Source organism: Roseateles sp. (assembly GCF_052436255.1).
In the GTDB taxonomy this organism is placed as follows: Bacteria; Pseudomonadota; Gammaproteobacteria; order Burkholderiales; family Burkholderiaceae_C; genus Pelomonas.
The window spans coordinates 12,410-38,265 of the sequence record NZ_JBQVNP010000025.1 but is presented as its reverse complement, the minus strand read 5'-3'; the positions used below and the strand labels follow the sequence as shown (position 1 = coordinate 38,265).

27 protein-coding genes are annotated in these 25,856 nt (G+C 70.2%); 11 read left to right on the top strand and 16 right to left on the bottom strand.

What is annotated here, in order from left to right; translation table 11 throughout:
- The first annotated feature begins 31 nt into the window (after nucleotides 1-31).
- Both lepB and ACT6S0_RS08500 read left to right on the top strand, forming a co-directional pair.
- Nucleotides 32-730, top strand: coding sequence for a signal peptidase I (gene lepB, locus ACT6S0_RS08505; RefSeq protein ID WP_444763467.1), 699 nt, complete (start codon nucleotides 32-34; stop codon nucleotides 728-730).
- 266 nt (nucleotides 731-996) lie between these two features.
- Nucleotides 997-1,377: a hypothetical protein gene (locus ACT6S0_RS08500; RefSeq protein WP_444763466.1), complete on the top strand. Its 381-nt coding sequence runs from the start codon at nucleotides 997-999 to the stop codon at nucleotides 1,375-1,377.
- 32 nt (nucleotides 1,378-1,409) lie between these two features.
- Here the strand turns inward: ACT6S0_RS08500 and ACT6S0_RS08495 are convergent, their stop codons facing one another.
- Both ACT6S0_RS08495 and ACT6S0_RS08490 read right to left on the bottom strand, forming a co-directional pair.
- On the bottom strand, nucleotides 1,410-2,684 hold the full coding sequence (locus ACT6S0_RS08495; RefSeq protein WP_444763465.1) for an ABC transporter permease: 1,275 nt from the start codon (nucleotides 2,682-2,684) through the stop codon (nucleotides 1,410-1,412).
- A gap of 8 nt (nucleotides 2,685-2,692) precedes the next feature.
- Nucleotides 2,693-3,622: an ATP-binding cassette domain-containing protein gene (locus ACT6S0_RS08490; RefSeq protein ID WP_444763464.1), complete on the bottom strand. Its 930-nt coding sequence runs from the start codon at nucleotides 3,620-3,622 to the stop codon at nucleotides 2,693-2,695.
- 207 nt (nucleotides 3,623-3,829) lie between these two features.
- On the opposite strand from ACT6S0_RS08490, the gene ACT6S0_RS08485 reads away from it, so the two are divergent.
- A complete protein-coding gene (locus tag ACT6S0_RS08485; protein ID WP_444763463.1) occupies nucleotides 3,830-4,012 on the top strand; it encodes a hypothetical protein in 183 nt (60 codons plus the stop codon).
- Here the strand turns inward: ACT6S0_RS08485 and ACT6S0_RS08480 are convergent.
- The 4 genes from ACT6S0_RS08480 to ACT6S0_RS08465 all read right to left on the bottom strand — a co-directional run bounded on the left by ACT6S0_RS08480 (nucleotide 4,009) and on the right by ACT6S0_RS08465 (nucleotide 6,477).
- Entirely contained in the window at nucleotides 4,009-4,923 is a 915-nt protein-coding gene (locus ACT6S0_RS08480) for a patatin-like phospholipase family protein (protein WP_444763462.1), read from the bottom strand. The two genes, ACT6S0_RS08485 and ACT6S0_RS08480, sit on opposite strands and share 4 nt — an antisense overlap.
- A 104-nt stretch (nucleotides 4,924-5,027) precedes the next feature.
- Entirely contained in the window at nucleotides 5,028-5,549 is a 522-nt protein-coding gene (locus ACT6S0_RS08475) for an Hsp20/alpha crystallin family protein (protein WP_444763461.1), read from the bottom strand.
- A 48-nt stretch (nucleotides 5,550-5,597) separates the two neighbouring features.
- Nucleotides 5,598-5,996: an Hsp20/alpha crystallin family protein gene (locus tag ACT6S0_RS08470; protein WP_444763460.1), complete on the bottom strand. Its 399-nt coding sequence runs from the start codon at nucleotides 5,994-5,996 to the stop codon at nucleotides 5,598-5,600.
- Nucleotides 5,997-6,024: 28 nt separating this feature from the next.
- A complete protein-coding gene (locus ACT6S0_RS08465; protein ID WP_444763459.1) occupies nucleotides 6,025-6,477 on the bottom strand; it encodes an Hsp20/alpha crystallin family protein in 453 nt (150 codons plus the stop codon).
- Between the two features lie 110 nt (nucleotides 6,478-6,587).
- On the opposite strand from ACT6S0_RS08465, the gene ACT6S0_RS08460 reads away from it, so the two are divergent.
- Nucleotides 6,588-7,505: a lactate/malate family dehydrogenase gene (locus ACT6S0_RS08460; protein ID WP_444763458.1), complete on the top strand. Its 918-nt coding sequence runs from the start codon at nucleotides 6,588-6,590 to the stop codon at nucleotides 7,503-7,505.
- 76 nt (nucleotides 7,506-7,581) lie between these two features.
- The gene (locus ACT6S0_RS08455; RefSeq protein ID WP_444763457.1) at nucleotides 7,582-8,721 is read left to right on the top strand and encodes an endo-1,4-beta-xylanase; all 1,140 of its coding nucleotides are present in this window, start codon (nucleotides 7,582-7,584) and stop codon (nucleotides 8,719-8,721) included.
- 107 nt (nucleotides 8,722-8,828) lie between these two features.
- Here ACT6S0_RS08455 and ACT6S0_RS08450 read toward each other — a convergent pair whose 3' ends face one another.
- The 6 genes from ACT6S0_RS08450 to ACT6S0_RS08425 all read right to left on the bottom strand — a co-directional run bounded on the left by ACT6S0_RS08450 (nucleotide 8,829) and on the right by ACT6S0_RS08425 (nucleotide 14,112).
- Entirely contained in the window at nucleotides 8,829-9,965 is a 1,137-nt protein-coding gene (locus ACT6S0_RS08450) for an acyl-CoA dehydrogenase family protein (protein ID WP_444763456.1), read from the bottom strand.
- 65 nt (nucleotides 9,966-10,030) lie between these two features.
- Nucleotides 10,031-10,507: a MaoC family dehydratase gene (locus ACT6S0_RS08445; protein ID WP_444763455.1), complete on the bottom strand. Its 477-nt coding sequence runs from the start codon at nucleotides 10,505-10,507 to the stop codon at nucleotides 10,031-10,033.
- A 143-nt stretch (nucleotides 10,508-10,650) separates the two neighbouring features.
- Nucleotides 10,651-11,316: an SDR family oxidoreductase gene (locus ACT6S0_RS08440; protein WP_444763454.1), complete on the bottom strand. Its 666-nt coding sequence runs from the start codon at nucleotides 11,314-11,316 to the stop codon at nucleotides 10,651-10,653.
- Nucleotides 11,313-11,942, bottom strand: a complete 630-nt coding sequence (locus tag ACT6S0_RS08435; protein ID WP_444763453.1) for a LysE family translocator — start codon at nucleotides 11,940-11,942, stop codon at nucleotides 11,313-11,315. Before ACT6S0_RS08435 ends, ACT6S0_RS08440 begins: the two co-directional genes overlap by 4 nt.
- A gap of 81 nt (nucleotides 11,943-12,023) precedes the next feature.
- Nucleotides 12,024-13,202 carry an acetyl-CoA C-acyltransferase gene (locus ACT6S0_RS08430; RefSeq protein WP_444763452.1) on the bottom strand — a complete coding sequence of 393 codons (1,179 nt, stop codon included), beginning with the start codon at nucleotides 13,200-13,202 and terminating at the stop codon, nucleotides 12,024-12,026.
- A gap of 58 nt (nucleotides 13,203-13,260) precedes the next feature.
- Nucleotides 13,261-14,112: a helix-turn-helix domain-containing protein gene (locus ACT6S0_RS08425; protein WP_444763451.1), complete on the bottom strand. Its 852-nt coding sequence runs from the start codon at nucleotides 14,110-14,112 to the stop codon at nucleotides 13,261-13,263.
- A gap of 60 nt (nucleotides 14,113-14,172) precedes the next feature.
- On the opposite strand from ACT6S0_RS08425, the gene ACT6S0_RS08420 reads away from it, so the two are divergent.
- Entirely contained in the window at nucleotides 14,173-15,528 is a 1,356-nt protein-coding gene (locus ACT6S0_RS08420; protein ID WP_444763450.1) for a cytochrome P450, read from the top strand.
- Nucleotides 15,525-15,911, top strand: a complete 387-nt coding sequence (locus ACT6S0_RS08415) for a hypothetical protein (RefSeq protein ID WP_444763449.1) — start codon at nucleotides 15,525-15,527, stop codon at nucleotides 15,909-15,911. Before ACT6S0_RS08420 ends, ACT6S0_RS08415 begins: the two co-directional genes overlap by 4 nt.
- Here ACT6S0_RS08415 and ACT6S0_RS08410 read toward each other — a convergent pair.
- Entirely contained in the window at nucleotides 15,902-16,147 is a 246-nt protein-coding gene (locus ACT6S0_RS08410; protein ID WP_444763448.1) for a DUF3297 family protein, read from the bottom strand. The genes ACT6S0_RS08415 and ACT6S0_RS08410 overlap by 10 nt on opposite strands.
- Nucleotides 16,148-16,232: 85 nt before the next feature.
- On the opposite strand from ACT6S0_RS08410, the gene ACT6S0_RS08405 reads away from it, so the two are divergent.
- Genes ACT6S0_RS08405 through ACT6S0_RS08395 form a run of 3 tightly spaced genes read left to right on the top strand, consistent with a single transcriptional unit; the run spans nucleotide 16,233 to nucleotide 19,652 of the window.
- The gene (locus ACT6S0_RS08405; RefSeq protein WP_444763447.1) at nucleotides 16,233-16,769 is read left to right on the top strand and encodes an ECF-type sigma factor; all 537 of its coding nucleotides are present in this window, start codon (nucleotides 16,233-16,235) and stop codon (nucleotides 16,767-16,769) included.
- On the top strand, nucleotides 16,766-19,336 hold the full coding sequence (locus ACT6S0_RS08400) for a protein kinase domain-containing protein (protein WP_444763446.1): 2,571 nt from the start codon (nucleotides 16,766-16,768) through the stop codon (nucleotides 19,334-19,336). Before ACT6S0_RS08405 ends, ACT6S0_RS08400 begins: the two co-directional genes overlap by 4 nt.
- 10 nt (nucleotides 19,337-19,346) lie before the next feature.
- Nucleotides 19,347-19,652, top strand: a complete 306-nt coding sequence (locus ACT6S0_RS08395; protein WP_444763445.1) for a hypothetical protein — start codon at nucleotides 19,347-19,349, stop codon at nucleotides 19,650-19,652.
- A 106-nt stretch (nucleotides 19,653-19,758) separates the two neighbouring features.
- On the opposite strand, the gene ACT6S0_RS08390 is transcribed toward ACT6S0_RS08395, so the two are convergent.
- On the bottom strand, nucleotides 19,759-22,920 hold the full coding sequence (locus ACT6S0_RS08390) for a TonB-dependent receptor (protein WP_444763444.1): 3,162 nt from the start codon (nucleotides 22,918-22,920) through the stop codon (nucleotides 19,759-19,761).
- A 316-nt stretch (nucleotides 22,921-23,236) separates the two neighbouring features.
- On the opposite strand from ACT6S0_RS08390, the gene ACT6S0_RS08385 reads away from it, so the two are divergent.
- Nucleotides 23,237-23,917: a GntR family transcriptional regulator gene (locus tag ACT6S0_RS08385; RefSeq protein ID WP_444763443.1), complete on the top strand. Its 681-nt coding sequence runs from the start codon at nucleotides 23,237-23,239 to the stop codon at nucleotides 23,915-23,917.
- 99 nt (nucleotides 23,918-24,016) lie between these two features.
- Here ACT6S0_RS08385 and ACT6S0_RS08380 read toward each other — a convergent pair whose 3' ends face one another.
- Together ACT6S0_RS08380 and ACT6S0_RS08375 are read right to left on the bottom strand one after the other, a co-directional pair.
- Entirely contained in the window at nucleotides 24,017-24,979 is a 963-nt protein-coding gene (locus ACT6S0_RS08380) for an SMP-30/gluconolactonase/LRE family protein (protein WP_444763442.1), read from the bottom strand.
- On the bottom strand, nucleotides 24,976-25,806 hold the full coding sequence (locus ACT6S0_RS08375) for an NAD-dependent epimerase/dehydratase family protein (protein WP_444763441.1): 831 nt from the start codon (nucleotides 25,804-25,806) through the stop codon (nucleotides 24,976-24,978). Before ACT6S0_RS08375 ends, ACT6S0_RS08380 begins: the two co-directional genes overlap by 4 nt.
- Nucleotides 25,807-25,856 lie beyond the last annotated feature (50 nt).

Sequence of the window (25,856 nt, the reverse complement as noted above, 5' to 3'; positions counted from 1 at the left end):
GCGGCAGCGTGCCGGCGCCAGCATGGCGGCCATGAACCTTTCGCCCAACCTCAAACAGACCCTGCGCGACAACCGCAGCTTCCTCCTCTTCCTGCTCAGTTTTGCGCTGCTGCGCACTGCGGTGGCCGACTGGAACCCCATCCCTTCGGCCTCGATGCGGCCGACGTTGCTGGAAGGCGACGTGGTGCTCGTCAACCGCCTGGCCTACGACCTCAAGCTGCCGCTGACCGATGTCGTGCTGCTGCCGCTGGGCGAACCGCGGCGTGGCGACGTCGTCACGCTCAGCTCGCCGGCCGGTGGCACGCGGCTGATCAAGCGCATCGTCGGCCTGCCCGGCGACCGCATCGCGATGCAGGGTGATGTGCTGATCCTGAACGGCCAGCCGCTGGGCTACAGCGACAGCCGCTCACACGGCGAGGCGGTGGCACCTGGCTGGGTGGTCGACGCGGTGCGCGCCACCGAAGAACTGGACGGCCGGCCACATGCGGTGCAATTCCTGCCAGCGCTGCGAGCGCGGCGCAACTTCGCCGAGATCACGGTGCCGTCGGGCCAATACTTCGTGCTCGGCGACAACCGCGACAACAGCGAGGACTCGCGCTTCATCGGCACCGTGCCGAGGCAGAAGCTGATCGGCCGCGCGCATCGCGTCGTCGTGTCGGCCGATTGGCTGGGCGAGGATGGCTGGCGGATGGCGCCGAGGTTCGGGCGCTGGGTGTCGGAGATCCTGTAGCGCAAGCATGGCTCGGGTAACTCCTTGATTGCGCATGCGCCTCCCGCCGCCATGTGCCCGGCATGCTCTTCATCCGCCACCCCCAGCCAGTCGTCGATTCACGGCCTGTCGTGGAACTCTCGGTTCGATGCGAACGCCCAGAACCAGCGGAGCGGGCGCTGCTGTGCGAAGCACAGAACACCGGGCCGGCACCACTCCCAAGGCTGCAGCCATCGGGCGCCGCGAGCCCCAGCGCCGCAGCGGCCGACAGGCCGATCCGTTTCACGGTGAGCTACGGCCTGCGTGAATACCTGGCCGTGCTGACGGACTATCTCCCGATCGCGCTAAGAGAGACCGGCAGGCCGTGCGAGAGGCTGGGATGGGGCGCACGGTTGATGTTGATGCTGGTGGCCACGCCGCAGTTCCTCTACAAGAAATGGCGAATCGGCGATTGCCACTTCGAGATCGACGCGCTGGGCCTGAGCCGGCACAGCCGCAGCGGGCCGCTCGTCGTGCCGTGGAGCGACGTGCGGGAACTGCACCGCCTGGGCAGCGCCTACCTGGTCGGCAAAGACAGCGGCAAGATGCCCCTGCCCTACCGCTGCCTTGGACTGGGCGATCGGGAACGCTTCGAAGGCTGGGCTGCGGCTGCAGGGGTGCTCAGATGACAGGTGACGCCACTGTCGCCGCCAGGGCCGCCTCACTCCTCCCACCGAAACCGCCACACCGCCACCACGGCAAACGCCGTGCTGAAGCCCAGCATCACCGCGCTCGGCAGCAGCGCCTCGCCGAACCCTTGGCCACGCCAGGTCATCGCGTCCAGCGCATCGACCGCCCAGCGCGTCGGCACGGCGAAGCTGAGGGTCTGCAGCCACTCCGGGAAAATGAAGGCCGGCACCCAGGCGCCGCCGAGCATGACCATCAGCAGCGTGACCAGGATGGCCAGGCCACGCGTGGCTTCGGGCGTGCGGCCCAGGGCCGCCACCAGCAGGCCGAAGCTGGCCGTCAGCAGCGAGAAGCAGACCAGCACCAGGCAGAAGCCCCCCACGCTGCCGAGCACGCGCACGCCGAAGGCGGCGATGGCGACGGCGTAGATGACGGCGAAGACGATCAGCGAGATCAGCGCGCTGGCCAGGATGCGGCTGCCCAGCAACTGGGCGCGCGACAGCGGCGCGGCGCGCAGCCGCTTCCAAAGGCCCAGGCGTCGCATCAGCAGCAGACCCACGGCCATGTCGACGCCGGCCATCAGGATGAACTGCACGCCCATGCCGGCAAACGCGTGGGCATAGCTGTTGTAGGCCATGGGCGCGGCGTTGGCGCCGGACTGCACGGCCTCGACCTCGCGGGTCGCATAGGGCATGGAGAGGCTGCCGCCCTCCGGCGCCGAGGCTGCGCCACCGTGGCGCTGCGCGCTGCCGATGGCGTCGAGCATGCGCATCAGGTCGTCGCGCTGTGCAGCGGGCATGCTGGCCGCGCCGCTGACCTGGCGCTGCATGTCGGCCAGGCCGGCGGGGCTGAGCGTCGAGCGGCTCACCTCCTGCATCAGCGTCTGCGCGAGCAGCCCGCGCACGACGGCCAGCACCGCAGCCTGCGAGGGGTCATAGTGCAGCACGATCTCGGGCTTGGCGGCGCTGCCGAGCAGCGCGCCGCCGGCCTGCGCGCCCAGGCCCTTGGGCAGCACGGCCACCGCGCGCAGCTTGCCGGCGCGCACCTGGGCCAGCGCATCGGCCTCGTCGGTGATGCTGGTCTTCAGCGAGGCCTCGGCCTGCAGCGCCGCGACGACACGCTGAGACAGCGCGCTGCCGTCCAGGTCGACCACGCCGACGGCGATGCCGCCCATCTTGGCGTCGGGGCGGAACAGGCTGCCGAAGAAGGCGGCAATGAGGATGGGCGCGACGATGCTGAACAGCACGGCGCGGCGGTTGGAGAAGTGCAGCTTGAGTTCTGCACGGACGAGGGCGAGCAAGGCTTGCATCGGTGTGCTCAATCGCGGAGGGCGCGGCCGGTGAGTTGCAGGAAGACGTCTTCGAGCGTGGCGCGCGCGGTGGCGAGGCCGCGCACCTTGACGCCGCGCTCGGCGAGCGCGGCGAGCACGGCGCCGGTGTCACGCGCGATGTCGCTCACGCTGACCTCCAGCCGCCGGCGCGTGCGCTGCACGTTGGGCAGCCCCGCCAGGGCCGCATCGTCAGGTTCGCCCCCAAGCTCGACCTGCAGCACCTGCGCCGCCGGCAGCAGTGCGAACAGCTCGGCCTGGCTGCCGCTGGCCACCACGCGGCCATGGTCGACGATGACGATGCGGTCGGCCAGGCGCTCGGCCTCTTCCATGTAGTGGGTGGTGTAGATCAGCGCCTTGCCGGCGCGTTTGAGCATCTCCAGGTTGTCGAAGATGGCGTTGCGGCTCTGCGGGTCGACACCGGCGGTGGGCTCGTCCAGCAGCAGCACCGCGGGGTCGTGCACCAGGGCGCAGGCGATGTTCAGGCGCCGCTTCATGCCGCCGGAGAAGGTCGCAGGCCTGTCGCCGGCGCGGTCGCTCAGGCCCACCATGGCCAGCACCTCGTCGGCGCGGCGCTTGAGCACATCGGGCGCCATGCCGTAGAGGGCGCCGAACAGCTCGACATTCATGCGCGCCGGCAGCTCCTCGTACAAGGCGATGTCCTGCGGCACCAGGCCGATGCGGCGCTTGTAGCCGGCCTCGTCGCTCGCCAGGCTGAGGCCACCGGCCAGCGTGACGCTGCCTGCGTCCGGCACCGTCAGGCCGCAGATCATGCCGACGGTGGTGGATTTGCCCGCGCCGTTGGGCCCGAGCAGGCCCAGCACCTCGCCCGGCCGCAGCGCCAGGCTGACGTCGTCCACGGCCACCCTGTCGCCATAGGCCTTGCACAGGCCTTGGGCCACCAACACGTCTTCTTTCATGCCGCCTCCAGGGGTTCAGGTGGCGGCATGCTAGGCAGCCCTGCCGACGTCCGGGGGTGGATTGCGACGGCTTGCCAGCAGCCGCCGTGAACGAACAGCGGCGCGAGCCGGCCCGCCAACGACAGACTTGAAACCTGCGGTCGGCCGGCCTAATTTCGCCGCATCCGGCCCCGTGCCAACCCGTGAGACCAGGAGAAGGAGCTGAGCATGTCGTCACGACCCCGCACCCCCGCCGACCGGCAGGCCGCGCTGAGTGAGAAGCAGATTGAGGCCTACCTCGCCGCACGCGACGTGCTGCGCCGCATCAGGCGGACCCACTCGCTGGTCGCGCCCTTGCTGGCGCGCCGAAGCACGCCGGCTTCGCCCCACCCCGGCCAGGCCGGCGGCTAAGGGGCGGCGCGGCCCGCCAGGGCGAATGCGCTGGCAGCCCGTTCGCGCCCGAGCTCGATCAGTTCCTCGGCGCGCCAGAACTCGAAGAAGCCGCAGGCATTGCGCGGGATCTCGACGATCACGTCCGGCGGGCAGGCCGCGAGCTTGAGGTCGGCAATCGTGTCCTCCATGGCCTGCATGGCCGTGAAGGCGACATCGAGCAGGCCGCGCGAGGGCTCGGCGCGCTCGCGCACCGGGCGCACCGCATCGACGAACTGCAGGATGCGCCGGCGGTAGCTGTTGTCGCCGATGAGGGACGGGCTGGGGGGCGGCATGGGGCTGGCTTCGCGCGGGCCGCTGAGGTCCACGGCGACGGTCAGGTCGGTGGCGTCGTCGAGCGTCGGCGCGACGGGCACCGGGTTGACGACGGCGCCATCGATCAAGGTGCGCCCGCCCAGCTTGAACGGCGTGAACACCAGGGGCGTGGCGATGGAGGCGCGGATCGCGTCGAACAGCTTGCCGCTGCGCAGCCAGACTTCCTGGCCCGTGTCGAGGTCGGTCGCCACCGCCGTGAAGGCGATGGGCAGGGCCTCGATGTCGCTGTCGCCGATGAGGTCACGCAGCACACCGATGATGCGCTCGCCCTTGAAGAGCCCGGGGCTGCCGATGGTCGGGTCCAGCAGGCGCAGCACATGCATGCGCTCCAGCGCAAGCACCCATTCGGCATAGACCTCCAGCTTGTGGGTGGCGTAGATGCCGCCCACCAGGGCGCCCATGGACGTGCCCGAGATGGAACGGATGACGTAGCCGTTCTCGGTCAACCACTGGATCACGCCGATATGGGCCAGGCCGCGCGCGCCGCCGCTGCCGAGGACAAGTGACACCGTGATCGGTTGGGCAGTGGTCGCGGTCGCAGCGGGTTCCAAGCTCATGACGCGGAGGCTTCGCAAAAACAATGCCGGCGCAGGACATCCCTGCCGAGGGCGGGCCCTCGGCAGGGCGGCTGACGGCCGGGCGGCAGGCGCGGGGACAGGGCTCAGGCCGCCCTGACCTCGATGCGCCGGGCGCGCGCCTCGTCGGCCTTGGGCAGTTCGATGCGCAGCACGCCGTCGCGGTAGCTGGCCCGGGTCTTGTCGGCCTTCACCGCTGCCGGCAAGGCCACGTCACGACGGAAGCTGCCGTAGGCGCATTGCACGACGCGGTAGCGCCCGCGGCTGAGCTCGCGGTCGGACCGCTTCTCGCCCCACACGGTGAGGCGGTCACCGTGCAGTTCGATGTTGAAGTCCTCCCGCCGCAGGCCGGGCGCCTCGATGCGCACGACGACCTTCTCGTCGTCGTCGAACACGTCCGACGCCATGAAAGCCCAGCCGCCGAAGGGCAGCGGCCCGGGGTCGGGTGCGGTCGCCTGCCGGGGCGAGGCTTCGGCGGCCTCGGCCCGCTCCGGCCACAGGCGCGTCAGCGCGCCGCTGGCGCGGGCGCTGAGCTCGCGCCAGCCTTCGGCCAGCGACTCCCAGGCCTGATCCGCGCCCTGCTTGAATTGCTCTGCAAGCTTGGTCATGGTTCATTCCTTTCGACAGATCGGTGCGGCAGCGCGCCGGCGCGGCCCTCAGCCCGCGGTGACGGCGATGCGCCGTGGCTGGGCGTGGGCTTCCTTGGGGATGCGCAGGCTCAGCACGCCGTCCTTCAGGCTGGCGTCGATGCGCGCCGTGTCGAGCTCGCGGCTGAGCGTGAAGCTGCGGCGGTAGCGGGGCACGCGCACCTCGGCGTGGAGGACCTGCAGGCCCTCGGGCGTCGCCGGCTCGGCGCTGCCCTCGATCAGCAGGGCATCGCCCTCGATCTTCAGCTCCAGCCTGTCCTTGGGCACGCCGGGCATGTCGGCCAGCAGCGTGATGCCCGAGGCGTCTTCGACCACGTCGACCGCGGGCAGCACGGTGCGCTGGCGGTCCCGTTCGGCGCCGGCAACGGCGCCGGCATGGCTGAGGGCCACTTGCTTGTTGTCGCTCATGATGGTTTCTCCTAGCGGTTGTTGCGCATCACTGCACGGCGATGCGCCGGGGCTGGACGGACTCGTGGCGGGCGATGCTGATCTGCAGCACGCCATCGCGGTAACTGGCGTTGACCTGGGCCGGGTCGACGTCGTCCGGCAGCGCGATGGCCCGGCTGAAGCTGCCGCTGCCGCGCTCGCGGGTGTAGACCTGGACCTTGGGGTCGTCAAGGGGAAAGGCCGATGCGCGCTCGCCAGAGATGCGCAGCACGCCACGGTCCAGCGTCACGTCGATCTTGGCAGCGTCCAGGCCCGGCGCGTAGGCATGGACCTCCACGCTGGTGGCGGTGCGGCCGACGTTGATGGCCGGGAAGCTGCCGGGCGCGACCGAGCGGATGCTGCTGGGCAGGCCGGAGACGCCGAAGGCATCGTCGAGTTCACGACGCAGGCGCTCGAACTGACCGAACAGGCCTTGTGGCGGGTTCAGGAGTGCTTCGTACATGGTGTGTCCTCCGATTCAAGGTGGCACCGGCAGGAGACCAGACCCGCCGGCTCGGGGCCTGACATAGAGCCCGCCGGAATGGTTTCAAGGGGGGCGGCCATACTGGCGGCATGAAGGCAAGCATCGGCATCATCGGCACCGGCTGGGTCGGCACCAGCGTCGCGTTTTCCACCCTGCTGGCCGGGCATGCGCACGAGCTCTGGCTGTACGACCAGCGCGGCGCGGTTGCCGAGGGCGAGGCCATGGACCTGTCCGACGGCGCGGCCTTCTACCCACGCTGCAAGGTCAGCGCCGTGCCGCTGGCACAGATGCGCGAGGCCGACATCGTCGTGCTGGCCGCCGGGCGCAACGGCCGGCCGGACGAAAGCCGGCTGGACCTGCTGCGTGACAACGCCCGCATCGCCGCCGGCATGGGCCGGGCGCTGGCGGGCTTTGGCGGCATCGTCATCGTCGTGACCAACCCGGTGGACATCCTGACCCGCGTGGTGGCCGCCGCCGCCGGCCTGGCCGCGGAGCGCGTCATCGGCACCGGCACGATGCTGGACACGGCGCGGCTGCGCGAGCGGCTGGCCATGCATCTCAAGGTATCACCCGCCTCGGTGCATGCCCAGGTGGTGGGCGAGCATGGTGATTCGTCGGTGATGCTGTGGTCGGGCGCCCGCGTGGGCGGCGTCGCGTTGCGCGACTGGCCCGGCTGGCCGGCCGACGAGGAGCCGACGCTGGCCCAGCATGTGCGCCGCGCGGCCTACCACGTCATCCAGCGCAAGGGCGCCACCAACCATGCCATCGGCCTGGTGACGGCCGACCTGATCGGCGCCATCGTCAACGACGAGCGCCGCCTGCTGCCGGTCAGCCGGGTGCAGCAAGGCGCGTTCGGCCTGCGAGGCGTGGCGCTGTCGCTGCCGGCGCTGGTGGGCGCCGGTGGCGCAGTGCAGGTCATGGAGCCGGCGATGGACGCGGCCGAGCGCGAGGCGCTGGACGCATCCGGCGCCGTTCTGGCCCGCGCCTTCGCGTCGCTGGCGGGTTAGTCCCGACCCGGCGAGGGCTTCCGCCCAGCAAATGGTCGCGCTACCATTGCGCACCATTTTCGCTTCTCTGTCCCTCATGCCCTTCGTCTGCCATGACCGTCGCCGCCTGCTGCTGAGCGGGCTTGCTCTCCCCTGGCTGGGTGCCTGCGGCGGCGGAAGCGCCATTGCGAGCCCCGCGCCCGCCCCGGCCGCGCCGGCCACAGACATCCCGGCGTTGAAGACCCATTTCGCGGCCAACTTCAAGCTTGGCATGGCGGCGGACCCGGCGGGCTACAAGGGCGCCATCGGCAACCCGCTGATCCTTCGCCACGCCAACTCCATCACCGGCGAGAACTGCTTCAAGCCCGCCAGCCTCGGCACCGCGCCCGGCGTCTACAACTGGACGACTGCGGACGAGCTGGCCAGCTTCGCCACCGCCAACGGCATGGTCGTGCGCGGCCACACGCTGTGCTGGCACTCGCAGACGCCCGACTGGTTCTTCACCGGCACGGCGGCCGAGGTGCGCGCCCGGCTCGAAACCTACATCCGCGACGTGGTGACGCACTTCAAGGGCAAGGTGGCCTGCTGGGACGTCGTCAACGAGTGCACCAGCGACGACGCCGGCCCGGCCTACCGCAACTCCAAGTGGTTCCAGATCCTCGGACCCGCCTACATCGAGATCGCCCTGCGCGCCGCCCGCGCCGCCGACCCCGACGCCAAGCTCTTCATCAACGACTACAGCACCGAGGACCCGGCCAAGTTCGCGCGCCTGATGACCATCGTGGCCGACGTGCAGGCCCGGGGCGCGCCGCTCGACGGCATCGGCCACCAGTTGCACGTCAGCACCGCCTCGCCGACCGCTGCCAACGTCGACAACGCGCTGCGCAGCGTGGCCGCCAAGGGCCTCATCAACCACGTCACCGAGCTGGACGTCTCGCTCTACAACGACCCCGGCTCCTGCTTCGCCAGCAAGACCGGCTGCGCGGCCGACATCACCGGCGACCCCGCGCTGCTGGCCGCCGCCCTCAAGGCCCAGGCCCTGCAGTACCGCGCGCTCTTCAAAGTCTTCAAGCAACACCCCAGCCTGCAAAGCGTCACCACCTGGGGCATTGCCGACGATCACACCTGGCTGTCGACCTTCCCGGTGACGCGCGGCAACCGGCCGCTGTTGTTTGACAGGGCGGGGGCGCCGAAGCCGGCGGTGCGTGCGATCACGGATGACGCCTACCAGCCTTGAGGCGCGCCGCGCCCAGCACCAGCCCCAGCGCCGCCATCGGCAGGCCCAGGCCGGCCCGCTCGGGCACGGGCGTGGCACCACCGTGAGGAAGGCGGTGAAAAGCCGTCTCAGCCCGCCGCCAGCGCCCGCCCGATCAATATCTTCTGCACCTCGCTCGTGCCTTCGTAGATCTGCGTCACGCGCACATCGCGGTAGATGCGCTCGACGGGGAAGTCGCTGAGGTAGCCATAACCGCCGTGGATCTGGATGGCCTCGGAGCAGACCCTCTCGGCCATCTCACTGGCAAACAGCTTGGCCATCGCGGCTTCCTTCAGGCAGGGCCGGCCGGCATCCTTCAGGCTCGCCGCATGCCAGATCAGCTGGCGCGCCGCCTCGATCTGCGTGGCCATGTCGGCCAGCTTGAACTGCACGGCCTGGTGGTTGAAGATGGGCTGGCCGAAGGTGACGCGGTCACGGCTGTAGCGCAGCGCCGCGTCAAACGCCGCACGCGCCATGCCGACTGACTGCGACGCGATGCCGATGCGCCCGCCCTCCAGGCCCGACAGCGCGATCTTCAGGCCCTGGCCCTCGTCGCCGAGGCGGTTGGCCACCGGCACACGGCAGTTCTCGAACAGGATCTGGGCGGTGTCGCTGCTGTGCTGGCCCATCTTTTCTTCGATGCGCGCCACCGTGTAGCCGGGCGTGGCGGTGGGCACGAGGAAGGCGCTGATGCCCTTCTTCCCGGCGGCCTTGTCGGTCACGGCCATGACGATGGCGATGTCGCCATATTTGCCGCTGGTGATGAATTGCTTGACGCCGTTGAGGACGTAGTCATCGCCATCACGGACCGCGGTGGTGCGCAGGCCGCCGGCCTCGGAGCCCACATGGGGCTCGGTCAGGCAGAAGGCGCCCAGCATGTCGCCGCGTGCCAGCGGTTTGAGGAAGCGCTCCTTCTGCGCGTCGTTGGCAAACGCCATCAGGATGGAGCAGACCGGGCAGTTATTGACGCTGACCACGGTGCTGGTGCCACCGTCGCCGGCGGCGATCTCCTCCAGGATGACGGCCAGCGCCAGGTAGTCCAGGCCGGCCCCGTCCCACTCGGTGGGCACGGCCACGCCATAGCAGCCCAGGGCGGCGAGGCCCTTGAGCTGCTCGGCGGGAAAGTGGTGGTTCCTGTCCCAGGCCGCGGCATGGGGGGCGATCTCGGCCTGCACGAAGGCGCGGATGGCGTCTTGCACGGCGAGGTGGTCTTCGGGTAGCAGCATGGTCAGCTCAACCTCTGTCTTGGGGGTGAGCCATTGTCCCCGGCGCCACAACCGGGCGCGCCGCGTCAGGCGTCGCCGGCCTTGACGAGCAGCGTGCCGCGCCCCACCACGCAGGGATGCGCGTGCCGCACCGTCGCCCGGCCATCCACATGGGCCAGCCAGCCGCCGAGCGTGGCATTCCATTCCACGCTGGCGACGCGCCAGTGCAGCACCAGCTCCTGCTCGGCGAACACGGGCGCCTTGAAGGCGAAGTTGAAGTTCAGGCACAGCAGCTCGCGCTGCAGGCCGTCGTCGGTGCGCGAGAAGTGGCTGGCCACCAGGCCGATCATCTGGGCGGTGGTCTGCTGGCCGCTGGCGATGATCTCGCCATGGCGGGCACGCTGGGCGGCCTGCACATCGTGGTGCAGGGGGTTGGTGTCACCGGTCAGGCGCGCAAAGGTCGCGATGTCCTCGCGGGTGAAGCGGACGATGCGCTCGCAGCTGTCCCCGACGCGGATCAGCGGGGTGGTCGAGGCTTCGGCCTCGGCTAGCAATGGACCCATCGGTACTCCCCTCACAGCGTTGCCCTCGATTGGATCGTTTCAAGATGACAGTACCGCCATCCGGCGCGCGGCCGCGGCAGTGCCACCTTAACGCAAGGGTTCAGGGGCGCTGTCGCCCACATCGGCGACGCGCGGGGCGGCCCTCACCAGTCCAGCCGCTGGCCGTCATAGTTGAAGAAGCTGCCCGTGTCGCCCGGCTTCACGCTGGCCAGCACGGTGCGCATGCCGGCGATGCTGGTTGATGTGTCGATGTCGGCCTGCGCGCCGCCCATGTCGGTGCGCACCCAGCCCGGGTGGAAGCTGATGACGGTGGCCTTGCCGGCAAGCGCCAGCGCCGCGTCCTTCATGACCGAGTTGACCGCCGCCTTGGAGGCGCGGTACAGCCAGCTCGCCGGGTTGCTGCGCCCGGCGAGGGCCCCCATCTGCGATGACATGATGGCCACGCGCGCGCCGGGCGCCAGCGCCTCGGCGATCTGCGGCAGCAGCCGCATGGGCCCGAGCACGTTGGTGTGCATGACAACATCGAAGTCCGCCACGGTGGGCGCCTCCAGCCCGCTGGTGCGCGGGCCGAAGACGCCGGCATTGACGACCACCACGTCGAAGCGCTCGCCGTCGATCAGCCAGGCCAGGCCCGACACGCTGCCGGCGTCGGCCACGTCCAGCCTGAGCGCGCGGGCGCCATGCTCGCGCAGCCGCGCCAGCGCGGCCTCCTCACGCGCGGTCGCCGTGATGTGCGCGCCAGCAGCGCGGTACTGGCGAACGAACTCGAAGCCGATGCCGCGCGACGCGCCGATGATGAGGACGTTCATGGTTTTGTCAGAGCCAGTTTGGCGGCCAAGGCGGTGAAGAGCCCTGCACCGCCGAGGTTGAGACCACGCCCCACCCAGGGCCGCGGTCTGGCGCGCCGCAGCGGCACGACGAGTGCGATCAGCGCCAGCATGAAGAGCAGGCCCTGCGTGATGAACCAGGCGCCCAGGAAGAGGAAGGCCAGCGTCTTGTCGGGCGCGGCGGTGTCGATGAACTGCGGCAGCAGCGCCAGGAAGAACAGCGCCACCTTGGGGTTGAGCGCATTCGTGAAGAAGCCCTGGCGCGCGGTGCGCCACAGCGAGGGCGGCGCCGTCACTTCAGCCTGGGCCGAGGCCTGCCGCAGCCCGGCCCGCGCCATGCCCCAGGCGACATAGAGCAGATAGGCCGCACCCACGAGCTTGACGGCCGTGAAGGCCTCGGCCGACGTTGCCAGCAGCGCCGCGAGGCCGAAGGCCGCCGCCAAGGTGTGCAGCACGCACCCGGCCATGATGCCGATGGCCGCCGCCACGCCCTGACGCCAGCCGCCGCGCAGCGTGCTGGCGACGGTGTAGGCCATGTCGACGCCGGGGGTCGCGTTCAGCACCAAGACGGTGGCGCCAAACAGCGCCAGATCGTGGGTGCCCAGCATCATCGCCCGCCGGGCCGCCCCGAGGGCGATGGCGCCCCCTCGGGGGGCAGTGAACGAAGTGAGCGTCGCGGCTTCATCTCTTTAGAGCATTTCCACGGCCAGCGCCGTCGCCTCGCCCCCACCGATGCACAACGCCGCCATGCCACGCTTGAGGCCGCGGGCCTTGAGCGCGCCCAGCAGCGTGACGACGATGCGCGCACCGCTGGCGCCGATGGGGTGGCCCAGCGCGACAGCGCCGCCGTTCACATTGACGATGTCGTGCGGCAGCTTGAACTCGGCCATCGCCGCCATGGTGACGGCGGCGAAGGCTTCGTTGACCTCCCACAGGTCCACGTCGGACGCGGCCCAGCCAGCCTTGGCCAGTGCCTTGTTGATGGCGCCGACCGGGGCGGTCGTGAACCAGTCGGGCGCCTGGGCGTGGACCGAGTGGCTGACGATGCGGGCCACCGGCATGAGGCCGCGCGCCTTGGCCGTGCTCTCGCGCATCAGCACCAGGGCGGCGGCGCCGTCGGAGATGCTGGACGAGGTGGCGGCGGTGATGGCGCCGTCCTTCTTGAAGGCGGGCTTCAGGCCCGGAATCTTGTCGAGCTTGGCCTTGAAGGGCTGCTCGTCGAACTTGACCACCGTATCGCCCTTGGGCGAGCTGAGCGTCACGGGCGCCATCTCCCAGTCGAAGGCGCCGCTTTCGTTGGCGGCCTTGGCACGCTGGGTGGAGGTGATGGCGTACTGGTCCATGGCCTCGCGGCTGAAGCTGTACTTGGCGACGCATTGCTCGGCGAACACGCCCATGGCCTTGCCGCGCTCGTAGGCGTCTTCCAAGCCGTCAATGGCCATGTGGTCGAACACGGCCGAGGCGCCGTACTTGATGCCCTTGCGCGCGAACATCAGGTGGGGCGCATTGGTCATGCTCTCCATGCCGCCCGTCACGACGACCTCGGCCGAGCCGGCGGCCAGCATGTCGTGGCCGAACATCATGGCGCGCATGCCCGAGCCGCACATCTTGCTCAGCGTCACGGCGCCGGCCGAGTCGGGCAGGCCGGCCTTGCGCATGGCCTGGCGGGCGGGCGCCTGGCCCTGGCCGGCCATCAGGCAGTTGCCCATCAGCACCTCGTCGACGGCGTCGCCGGGCACGCCGGCACGTTCGACGGCGGCCTGGATGGCCACAGCGCCCAATTCCCAGCCGGCCAGGGCGGAGAAGTCTCCCAGCAGGCCCCCGATGGGGGTACGGGCGGCGGAAACGATGACGATGGGGTCGGACATGGCGGTCTCCAGAACTGATACAGAGCCGGCATTTTGCTTGTTCTGGTTGACGTTCGCGTCAACCGCGCCAAAGCCGGTAGGCCCAGAAGGCTTCCTCGGTCGCAATCCGGCAGCGGAGTTCCTCAGGGCTGAAACCGGTCAGGCGGCGCGTCTCGCGACAAAGGTGGCTCTGGTCGGCGTAATCGGTCTCGGCGGCGATGTCGGCCCAGTTCACGCCCGCGCCGCTGTCCGCTGCGGCCACGGCATAGAAAGCCCGCTCCGCACGCGAGACCGCGCGCAGCTCGCGCATCGGCAGGCCGGCCCAGGCCTTGATGCGGCGCTCCAGCTGGCGCAGGCTGCGCCCGGCCGTGCTGGTGGCGGCGCGCACGGCCAGCGCCTCGGTCCAGACGGCGTAGCGATGGCCGGGGCGCTGCGTGCCCAGCGCTGCCCAGCGCGGCACCAGGAAGTCCTCCAGCAAGTGCAGCCGCGCCGCATCGTCGGGCGCCGCGGACATCGCTTCGGCCCAGGCCAGCCAGTCGCCCGGCAGCACCTCACGCGCATCGACGACCTGGTTGACGAAGCCGTCCAGCGCCACGCCGGTCATGGCCGTGAAGGCATCGGGCAGCAGCAGCAGCTTGAACGCGCACATCTCGCCCGGGTTGCGCGTGTGCGTGGGCAGCGTGAACGGGCCGCCGAACAGGCAGGGGGCATGGCGGCGCGCAGGGGGCGGCGTGGAGAAGCCCGGCGTCGCCAGCCATTCGCTGCTGCCTTCGGCCCACCAGAACAGCATGACCAGCGGCGTGGCGGGGAAGTAGTTTTCGCGCTGGATGCCGTCGAGCGCGCGGCCTCGCGTGTCGCGCAGCATCACGGCGCGCACGCAGCCGGCGAGTGCCAGCGGCGGCAGCCAAAGGCGGGTGCGCTCGTCGGTCATGCGAGTCAGTGTCGCATTCGTTCAAGACCCGTCCGGGCGCCCGGCGGCAGCATGGCGACCATGACAACACTGACCTGGAACGACCTGCCCGGCCACCCGACGCGTTGGTGGGGCCTGCCCGTGCTGGCCGCGATGCGGCGCGACTACCTGGCCGTCATCGCCGCGCAAAGGCCACTCGGCGACCTGGTGCGCCAGCAGGTCCTTGGCGAGCGCAGCGTCGACATCTTCGACCCCGAGCTGCTGCGTGCCGTCATGGTGGACCATGCCGACGCGCTGATCCGCTGGCAGCGCGGGCCCGAGGTGTTCGCGCAGCTGATGGGTCAGTCGGTGCTGGTGACCGAAGGCGCCACCTGGCAACGCCAGCGGCGCATGCTGATGCAGGCTTTCACGCCCAAGCGCGTGGCCGGCTACGCGGCGCTGATGACCGACGCCGCGACGGCCGGGCTGGCCGGTGTGGCCGACGGCGAGGTGGCGATGGACACGCTGTTCAGCCACCTGACCATGGACGTCATCTCGCGCACGCTGTTCAGCACGCCCATCGGCACCGACACGGCCGCGGCGGCCGATGCCGTGCAGGTGCTCAGCGAGACCGCCCTGGCCGAGATGTTCTGGCCCGTCACCCTGCCCGACTGGCTGCCCCTGCCGGGCAAGGCCGCCAAGCGCCGCGCGTCGCGGCTGATACACGGCCTGCTGCGCGAGCATGTCGAGGCGCGCCGGGCGTCGGGCGAGACCCGGCCTGACCTGCTGGGCATGCTGATGGCCTTGCGCGACGACGCCACCGGCGAGGCACTGACGCCGCAGGAGGTCTATGACCAATGCATGGTCAGCTTCCAGGCCGGCCACGAGACCAGCGCGACGGCCCTGCTGTGGTGGAGCTGGCTGCTGGCCGCCCACCCCACGGCGCAGGCGCAGGCGCGTGCCGAGGTCGACGCCGTGCTGGCCGGCCGCACGCCGACGGCCGACGACGCGAGTGCCCTGCCGTTTCTCTGCGCCACGCTGAAGGAGGCGATGCGCCTGTACCCGCCGGTCGCCGCCGTCATGACCCGCCGGTTGACGCGCGAGATCACGCTCGGCAACGTGCGCCTGCCTGCGCGCACCCTCGTGCGGGTGACGCCCTGGCTGCTGCACCGCGACCCGAGGGGGTGGCCGGATGCGCCGCTGGCCTTCAAGCCCGAACGTTTTCTCGGCCAGGCCGCGCACGCCATCCCGCGCGGCGCCTATATCCCCTTCGGCCTGGGCCCTCGCGTCTGCCTGGGCCAGCATTTCGCGATGTTGGAAATGACGCTGATCGCAGCGCTGCTGCTGCAGCGCTTCGAGCTGGCGCCGACCCGCCGCGCGGCGCCCAGGCCACGCATGGCCGTCACCCTGAGGCCCGAAGGCGGGCTCAAGCTCAGGCTGCAAAGGAGGCCGGCATGAACGCCTGGCTGATCGGCGCCGCGGCGCTGCTGTGGCTGACCGGCCTCGTGCACTCGGTGATGGCGGAGCTGATGATCTTCCGGCATCTGCGCCGCGGCGGCATCGTGCCGACCGGCGGGCAGCCGGCGCTGCGCGAATACCAGACACGCATCGTGTGGGCCAGTTGGCACCTGGTGACGGTGCTCGGCTGGACGCTGGCGGCGCTGCTGCTGTGGCTGGCTCGACCCGCCATGCAGGCCGCGTCGGCGGGCGTCGTCGAGAGCGTCATCGGCACCGCGCTGGCGTTCGGTTCCGCGCTCGTGCTGTGGAGCACGCGTGGCCGGCATCCGGGGTGGGTCGCGCTGCTGCTGGCGGCAGCGCTGGTGCTGCAGGCTCAGCGGTAGAAAGCCTCGACCACGCCCTTGAGCTTGATGCACAGCGGCCGGCCCTTGCGATCCAGCGTCTTGCCGGCGGGCACCTTGACCCAGCCTTCGCTGATGCAGTATTCCTCGACGTCGTGGCGCTCCTTGCCGTTGAAGCGGATGCCGATGTCGTGCTCGAAGACGGCAGCGACATGGTGGGGGCTGCGCGGGTCGACGCTGAGGTGGTCGGGCAGTTCGGGGCGGGTGACTTCGGACATGGCGATCAGGGCGGTGAACCGGGGCCGGCATTGTCAGGGGAAGCTGGGGGTTCCGCCGTGACGCGCTTGGCGCCAGCATGCGGCCATGACCGAGATCACCCAGTTGCTGACGGCCCTGGCCGGTGGCGACCCCGACGCACGCGACCGTCTCTACACCCTGCTCTACCCCGAGCTCAAGCGCCTGGCGCGCAGCCACCTGGCGGGCCATGCGCCGATGACGCTGGAGCCGGCGGCGCTGATTCACGAGGTCTGGCTCAAGAGCAACGGCCGCGAAGCGGCGCTGCACCGCGCGCAGTTCTTCGCCCACGCCAGCAAGGTGATGCGCAGCGTCATCGTCGACCATGTGCGCGAGCGCCGCGCCGACAAGCGCGGCGGCGGCGCGCAGGTGACCTTGTCCACCACCGCGCTGGAGCAGCTGGCGCCGCCCGACGTGCTCAAGCTCGACGAGGTGCTGCAGATGCTGGCGCGCGCCGACGGCCGTGCCCATCAGGTGGTCGAGATGCGCTTCTTCGGCGGGCTGGAGCTGGAGGAGATCGCCGAGTTGCTGGGCGTGTCGGTGCCGACGATCAAGCGAGACTGGCGCAAGGCCCGCGCCTTCTTGTTCGACGCCCTGCAAACATGAACACGGTCGACCGGGCCGGCGCGCTGGCTGCGTTCGACGCCTGGCAGGACGCAAGCCCGGCCGAGCGTGAGGCGCTGCTGTCCGAGCTGCCGCCGGCCCGGCGCGAGCGGCTGCAGGCCCTCATCGACGCCGACCGCGCCGCCGAGGCCGGCGGCTTCCTCGCGGAGCCGGCGCAGTTGCCCGACACCCATCCCGCACCGGAGCTGGCCGGCCAGGTGCTGGGCGCGTGGACGCTGGTCGCACCGCTGGGCAGCGGCGGCATGGGCGAGGTCTGGCGGGCCCGCCGCAGCGATGGCGCCCATCATGGCGAGGCCGCCATCAAGCTGCTGCACAGCCCCTGGCGCGGCGAGTCGGCGCAGGGCCGCTTCCGGCGCGAGGGCGAGCTGCTGGCGCGGCTGACCCACCCCAACATCGCGCAGCTGCTCGACATCGGCGAGGCCGTGACCGGCGCCACCCGCACGCGCTACCTCGTGCTGGAGCTGGTGGAGGGCGAACGCATCGACAGCTGGTGCAGCGCGCGTCACCTCGCGGTGGCCGCGCGGCTGCCGCTGTTCCTGCAGGTCTGCGATGCCGTGGCGCATGCGCATGCGCGGCTGGTCGTGCACCGCGACCTCAAGCCCGGCAACATCCTCGTGACGGCCGATGGCCAGGTGAAGCTGCTGGACTTCGGCGTGGCCAAGCTGCTGGCCGACGACACGGGGCCGGAGTTGACGCTGCAGGCGGCGGCCGGCCTGACGCCGGAATACGCCGCGCCCGAGCAGCTGCGCGGCGAGCCGGTCAGCACGGCCGCCGACGTGTTTGCGCTGGGCCGCCTGCTCTGCCTGCTGTTGACCGGCCAGCGCGAGCCGGGCCCGGGCTTGCGGGGCGAGCTGGGGTTGATCGTCGCCCGGGCGTTGAAGGACAGGCCCGAGGAGCGCTATGCCGGGGCCAGTGCGCTGGCCGACGACGTGCGGCGCCATCTGGCGCATCAGCCCGTCAGCGCCAGGCCCGACTCACTGGCCTACCGCAGCGCCAAGTTCGCGCGGCGCTACCGGCTGCAGCTGGCCGCCCTCGGCCTGGTACTGGCCAGCCTGCTCGCCGGCATGGCGGCCACCGCCTGGCAATGGCGCGAGGCCGAGCGCGAGGCCCAGCGCACGCGCCGCGTACAGAGCGTACTGACGGAGCTGCTGGCCGGGCTCAGCCCGGATGCATCGGGCAGCGCGACCGTGCCGATGGTCGAGCTGCTGCGGCGCAGCTGGGTGGAGGCCAAGCGGCGCCTGGGCGACGACCCGGCGCAGCTGGCCGAAGTGGCGCGGCCGCTGGGGCTGCTGCTGGTGCAGAACGGCGACATGGCGCAGGCGGGCGAGGCGCTGCAGATCAGCCTTGCGCATGCGTTGCGGCACGGCCGCACCGATACGCCAGAGCACCGCGAGGTGGCCTTCGAGCTGGCCACCGTGCTGCAACGGCAGGGCGATGTCACGCAAGCCCAGGCCTTGTTGCGCGGCCTGGTGGCGTCGCGGGACGACGAGTTCGCGCTGTTCGCACGGGCCAGCCTGGGCGAGATGGCGCTGGAGGCCGGGCAGCTCGCGGAGGCCCGCACCCAACTCGTGCAGGCAGCCCATACCGCGCTGGCCCGCCATTCCGCGCAGCACCGCAGCTATGTCAAGGCGGCCGACCTGTTGGCCGCCTTGGCGCGTGCCGAGGGTCGGTGGGACGAAGCCCGGCAGTGGTTCGCGGCGGTCGCCGCAGCGACCGGCTCGGCGCGCCCCGTCGATGCCGCCCTGGCACGGCTGTCGATGGCGACGCTCGAAGTCGAGCTGGGCCGCTATGCCGAAGCCTTGCCCATGCTGGGCGATGCGGTGGGCGAGCTGGCGCGCGTGCTCGGCCCGGGTCACATGCAGACGCTTTACGCGCGTGCCTGGTGGGCCACCGCCCTGTTCGACCACGGTCAGCCCGAGGCCGCGCTGGCCCAGGCCCGGCAGGCCCTGGCCGATGTGCAGGCGTCGGCCGACGCCGATATGCGCCCCCTGCTCGGCCTGACCCTGGCGCGGCTGGAGCTGCGCTCGGGCCGGCCCGCGCTGGCCGAACCGCGGCTGCGCACCGCGTGGGCGCATTTCTCGCCTGAGCCGGGCTCGACGCTGGCCTGGCGCGCGCAGGTGTTCCTGGGCGAGGCCGCACTGCGCCGGGGCCGGCCGCGGCAGGCACTGCCCTGGCTTGATGCCGCCCAGGCCGGCAATGCCGCCGGCCCGGCGGACCGCTGGCTGGGACTGGCGCTGCTGGGTATGGCCCATCTCGAACTGGGCGCGCCGGAACTCGCCCTGAAGACACTGCGCGAGGCCGAGGTGGCGGCGGACCAGGGGCTGCCGCCCGGGCACCCGGACCGTGTGCGGACGCAAGGCCTGGCCGCCGTGGCGGCGTGGGTCGTCGACCCTGCTTCCAAGGCCCCCGCCCAGGCAGCACTGGCGCGCTATGGGCAGGCGCTGGACACTCGTGCCGATGCGGCACAGGTCCGCGCCGAACTGCGTTCGCTGGCTGCTTCTCCCGCGCGCCCCGACCGGGCGGCTCTTCTTGCGCTGCTGCGCTATTGAAAGGACTCCCATGCGCCGATTCATCGCCTGTCCGCTGAGCTTGCTGCTCTCGATCAGCACGGCCGCGCTGGCCGCAGACCCCACACCCCAGGCCGGCGCCACCGGCACGAGCAAGGTCGTCAAGGCCGCCGCCGGCGCGAGCGCCGTGAACACGGGCAGTGCCGGCACGGGCGCCGTGCCTAAGGCCGGCGGCACCGGCGGCGGCGTCGGCAGCAACAAGGGCACGAGCGGCCAGCAAATCGGCCCGAAGAAGCCGCCCAAGTGCCCCGATCCCAACGAGACCACCTGCCCGGTCGTCGCGGCACCGGTCAAGTAGACCGTTGCCGAGCCAAAAAAAAGATGAGGGTCTTCGTCGCGGCAGACGAAGCCCTCATCGAACCACCGGCGGTCCACACCCGGACCGCTGGCGGAGACACATAGGGTCAGAAGCTGGCGCGCAGGCCGATCTGGTAGGTGCGGCCCGGCTCGTAGATCGCGTACGGCGCGTTGGCGAACTGGAAGTTGGTGCGTTGCGAGCTGCGGGTGACGTTGAAGATGTCGAAGGTGGCTTGCAGGTCGCGCTTGGCGCCGAAGACCGGTCCGAGGACTTCGCCGAGGTTCACGCGTGACGTGAAGTCCACCTGGTCGTAGTCCTGCCCGAAGAAGGCGGCGGCCGTGATGCCGTTCTGGCCGGCGCCGCTCGACTGCGAGCCCTTGGTGAAGGTCTTGGTCACGCGGAAGCCGCCGAACCGGCCCTCGTAGTAGGCCGCCAGGTTGTAGGTGTAGGGCGGCACGCCGGTGGCCACATTGGCGCCCGACTGCTTGACCTTGGTGTAGTTGGCGCTGACGCCGAATCCCTTCAGATAGGACGTCAGCAGATCCAGCGGCTGCTGCACGGTCAGCTCCAGACCCTTGATCTGCAGCTCGTCGGCGGTGTTCTGCGTCTGCGTCAGCGTGACGCCCAGCGCATTGATCGCCGCCAGCTGAGCGGCGCCCGGCACGGCCGCCAGGTCGGCGGGCACCGGCAGGCCGGCGCGGGTGTAGAGACCGGCCTTCTGCGTATCGGTCAGGCCGCCCTGGGTCCAGTTGACGCCGTAGGTGTTGAGGTCGGCGAAGGACACGTTCAGGGTGCGGTTGGCCGTGAAACCCTGGATGCCCTTCTTGAACCAGGCCAGCGCGACATAGCCCTCGCGCCCCGTGTACCACTCGATGCCCAGGTCCGTGTTCCTGGACTCGTAAGGCTTGAGGTCGGGATTGGTCAGCTGCCCGTTCTGTGCCGCCGGGTCGGTGAAGCTGAGCGCCAGTGCACGCAGCTGCGTGGGGTCGGCGCGCGTGATCGTCTTGGACAGCGACGCGCGGGCCAGCACGTTCGGGCGCAGGTTGTAGGCCAGGCTGCCCGACGGCAGGAAGTTGCTGTAGGTGGTGGTCGTCAGGCTCTCGACGACGCGTGCCGGGTAGCGGCCGCCGTCGGCCAGGCTCTGCGCGGCGTTGCGCGGGTCGGCGGGCATGGTGAGGGAGGCGAAGGTCTGCTCGGTCGTCGCATAGCGCGCGCCGGCGTTGTAGCGCAGTGTGTTGCCGAGCACGCTCGTTTCGCCGTTGACCTCGGTGAAGATCGACGAGACCTTCTCCTGGAAGAAGCCGGGCGCCACGTTGTTGTTGGAGTTGGCGGTGCCGAAGGTGGCGGCGTCGCGGGCGGCCTGGTAGCCGGAGTCCTTGGCGAAGCGCCCCCAGTCCAGCGTGACGAAGCCGTTCGATGTCGGCCTCAGGTAGCCGGGCACGGCCGAATTCGGGATCGTCGAGCCGAGGAACTGCAGCGAGGCCGGCGACGCGCCCGCGGTGAAGCCCGTGCCATAGCCCGGATAGGTGCCGGCCGCCGGCCCGGCGGCGCCGGCGCCGTTGCAGGGGCCCGGGTTGACCGTGTTGGGCCCCGGCAGGAAGACATTGACGTTGCGGCGGCAGGCGATGTTTTCCCAGTAGCCGCTGTTGTCCAGCGTGTTGATGCGGCGCGAGACGCTGTCATGCGCGCCGCCGAACTTCACTTCGAAGAGGTCGGCGTCGATGTCGATGCTGCCGCGCAGGCCGGAGGTGCGGATGGCGCGAAGTTCATCCTGCTGGTTCAGGCGGCCGCCGTTCCAGCCGAAGGCGCTGGGCGTGTTGAGTACGTCGGCGTTGCCGTTCGGGCTGATGGCCTTGAGCTTGGGCACGCCGCTGGTGTTGTCGTACTCGGTCGTCAGGCCGGAGCCGAGCACGGTCTGGAACAGCACCGTGGGCGACTGGCGCTGGAAATCGCTGCGGGTCTTGTTGGCCTGCACGTCGACGCTGATCGCGTCGGTGATCTTCAGGTTGAGGCCGGGGTTGACGCTGTGGAAGGTGGTCTCTTCCGTGTAGGGCCGGTACTCCAGGAAGTATTGCGCGTTGGCAAAGGTGCCCTTGGTGACGACGCAGCCTCCCGAGCAGTCGCTGCGGTCCACCGTCATGTTGACGGGGATGGCCGAGCCGTTGCGGCCCACCCAGTTGATGTCGACGCGCTCGAACTGGTTCTTCTTCTTGCCGTAGATGGTGTCGAGGAACATCTTCACCGAGCTGTTCGGCCGCGCCTCCAGCGACAGGATGGCGTTGTGGCGGTCACGGCTGCCCTCGGAGACCATGGCCCGGCCCAGCCGCGGGATGATGGCGTTGTCGAGCTGCTGCGTCGTCAGGCCGGGGTTGCGGGCCAGCAGGAAGGCCTCGTCGATGGTGGCCCCGGCGGTCAGGCCGTTGCCGGCGTTGGCCGGCACGGTGCCCGGGATGGTCCAGTTGCCGCCGCCGGTCCTGTTGCGTGCCGTACCCAGGCTGGCGCCCTGGGTGGCGGACAGGTTGGCATTGGTCCAGCCGATGGATTCGAAGCCGGTGGTCTTGACCTTGTTGGTCGACCAGGCCACGCCGGCCAGCACGCCGAAGCTGTTGTCCCAGGTGTTGCTGACCAGCAGGGAGCCACGATTGCCGTACTTGTCGGCCTGCTCGTTCTTGGTGCCGGTCAGCGTGAAGGCGGTGCGCAAGCCCTTGCGGTCGAACGGGCGGGCGCTGCGCATGTCGACAATGCCGGCCGCGCCGCCTTCCAGCAGCGAGGCGGTCGGGCTTTTGATGACGCTGACGCGGCTGAACAGTTCGCCGGGCAGGAAGTCCATGTCGACTTCCCGGTTGGCGCTGCCGGTGTCGGTGCGGCCGGTGGAGGCCGAGGCGACCGGCGCGCCGTTGAGCAGGATGCGGGTGAAGTTGGTGCCCAGGCCGCGGATCTGGATCTGCAGGCCTTCGCCGGTGATCTCGCGCGTCATCGTCACACCGGGGATGCGCGAGATGGATTCCGCGATGTTGCTGTCGGGGAACTTGCCCATGTCCTCGGCGCTGATCGAGTCGGTGAAGCCGATCGCGTTCTTCTTGGCATTGACCGAACTCTCCAGCGAAGCGCGGATGCCGGTCACGACAACGGTATCGAGCTTTTGCTGCTCCGCCGTGGGTGTGGCCGTCTGCGCATAGGCCTGCGCGATCAGGCCGGCCAGCAAGGTCGTACCCAGGGCCAGGCGCTGGGGGGCACGTCGCGTCGGTCGCATGAAGGATTGGGGCATTGGGGGTCTCCGTATGGTTTTGTGATCCGGCACTGACCGGTGGGAAAAGCAGGCGCCCCAGGGAAATGGTAGCGCGCACATTTCCAATTTACGGCCGCCGCCATCCACCGTCAACGAGGGTGTGTACTAATGTATTAGTGAACGGATGAACTCAAAGTGTCCTGGGTATTGCAATGTTGGAAGGATTTCGGTAGCGCTCTCAGATATGACGACTCAGGCCGAAGACATCCATGCCCCAACGCCGAGGGGGCCTTGACGCCCACGATGACAATGCCGCCTGCATGTGCGCGTGCACGGCAGCAACCCTCGACCCGAGATGAACTTCACGCTAGATCCCACCCGCCATGCGGCGCCGCAGGTTGTCGAAGCGCTTCGCGCCGCCATCATTTCGCTGGAGCTGGCACCCGGCAGCGCGCTTGATCGCGCCGAGCTGGCGCAATGCTTCGGCGTCAGCCAGACGCCCGTGCGCGACGCCCTCATCCGGCTGGCCGAGGAAGGCCTGGTCCTGATCCGGGCGCAGTACACGACGCAGGTGAGCCGGATCGATGTGCCGGCGGCCCGCGAAGCGCACTTCCTGCGCCGCTCCATCGAGATCGAGATCGCGCGCCTGTTGGCGCTGGCACATGACGATGCGGTGATCGATCAGCTGCGCGCGCAGCTGTCACGCCAGCAGGAGCTGGCGGCCAGGAAGGACTTCCTCGGCTTCATCGCTGCCGACAAGGAGTTCCACCGGCTGATGTACGTGGCCGCCGGCCTGCCGCGGCTGTGGTCGGTGGTGGTGCGCATGTCGGGCCACGTCGACCGGCTTCGGCTGCTGCACATCCCCACCGTCGGCAAGACGGAGTCGATCCTGGGCGCCCACCAGGTCATCCTCCAGGCCATCGAGTCGCGCGACGTCGAAGCGGCGCAGCATGCCGTGCGGGACCACCTGTCCGGCACCCTGGCGTCGGTGGACGAGATCCAGCAGCGGCATCCCGAATACCTGATCATGTCCTGAGCCTCCGCCCCGTCAGCCACTTGCGACCCTTGTCGCCCCTGTGAAGAGCGAGAAGACGGCACGCGCGCACCGCGCGCAGCGCCCTGCCCGGGCTGATGTTCAAGCCACCGCGCCCCGCGTGTTGACGTAAAGCGCGTACAGCGAATGCGTGCTCGCCATGAACAGGCGGTTGCCCTTGGCGCCACCGAAGCACAGGTTGGCACAGCGCTCGGGCAGGTGGATGTGGGCCAGCGGCTTGCCGGTGGCGTCGTAGACCTTGACGCCATCCAGCAGCGCCGCATCGGCCCCGGCGCTGCCGTCGCTGCCGAAGCCACACCAAAGGTTGCCCTGAACGTCGACCGCCATGCCGTCGAAGGCGCCGGGGCCGCCGGCGTCGACGAAGCGGCGCTTGCCGGCCAATGACGCGCCGTCCACGTCGTAGGCCCAGATGCAGCGGTGCGGCCTGGCGCGGCTCTCGATGACGTAAAGCGTCTTGCCGTCGGGGCTGAAGGCCAGGCCGTTGGGGCCGTTCAGGTCGTCGAGCTGCAGGCTGAGTTCCCCCGTCGCGCCGTCGATGCGGTAGACGCCCTGGGCCAGCTCGGGCTCGGCCTTCTCGCCCTCGAAGTCGCTCAGGATGCCGAACAGCGGGTCGGTGAACCACAGGCTGCCGTCCGCCGCGCAGGTGATGTCGTTGGGCGAGTTCAGGCGTTTGCCCCGGTAGCGGTCGGCCAGCACCGTGATGCGGCCGTCGTGCTCGGTGCGGGTGACGCGCCGCGTCAGGTGCTCGCAGCTGACCAAGCGCCCCTGCCGGTCGCGCACATGGCCGTTGGCGTTCTGGCTGGGGTTGCGGAACTCGCTGACGGCGCCCGTGGTCTCGTCCCAGCGCAGGATGCGGTTGCTGGGGATGTCGGAGACCAGCAGATAGCGCCCGTCGCCGAACCACACCGGCCCCTCGGCCCAGGCCAGGCCGGTGGCGAGCTGCTCGATGCCGGCGGGGAAGAGGCGCAGCGGCAGGAAGGCCTCGTCCAGCACCTCGATGGCCGGGTCAGGCCGGCGCGTGTTGGGCGTGAAGGCGATCTTCATCCCTGGGGCGCCTTCTCGAACGGACCGAGGGTGACGAACTGGCCGCCCTGGCAACGCACCTCGGGAAGGCGGGGGTCCACATAGGGCTGGGCCGCCTCGACCTCGGCGCGCCAGGGCTCGGAGCTGTCTTCGGGCTTGAAGCCGATGTGCCGGGATGTCGAGTTGTCCCACCAGGTCGAACGGTTGTCGCTCATGCCATAGATGACGCTATGGCCGACGACCTGCGCGCTGAGCGCCGCGACGATGAGGCGCTCCAGGTCATCGAAGCTCAGCCAGCTCGACAGCATGCGGCGGTCGGTCGGCACCGGCCAGCTGGAGCCGATGCGCAGCGACACCGTCTCCAGGCCGTAGCGGTCGAAATAGAACTGCGCCAGGTTTTCACCGAAGGCCTTGGACAGGCCGTAATAGCTGTCCGGCCGCGGCGTGGCCTGCGGCGTGATCGTCTCGCCCTGGCTGTAGAAGCCGGTCACGTGGTTGGAGCTGGCGAAGACGATGCGCTTGGTGCCGCGCTGGCGGGCGGCCTCGTAGACGTTGTAGGCGCCCACGATGTTGGCCGGCAGCACGACGTCGAAGGGCTTCTCGATGGACACGCCGCCGAAATGCAGCACGGCGTCCACATCCTTCAACAGCGACTGCATGGCCGCCAGGTCTTCGAGCGGGGCCTGCACGACCTCTTCACCGGCACCGGCGGGGTCCATCGCCGCGAGGTCGGACAGGCGCAGCACATCGCAGTAGTGCTTCATGCGGGGCCGCAGCACGCGGCCCAGGTTGCCGGCGGCGCCGGTCAGCAGCAGGCGCTTGAAGCGCGGGGCGGAGAGTGGAGTCATAGAGATGGAGGCAGGAATGCAACCACAGAGGCACAGAGACACGGAGGAAC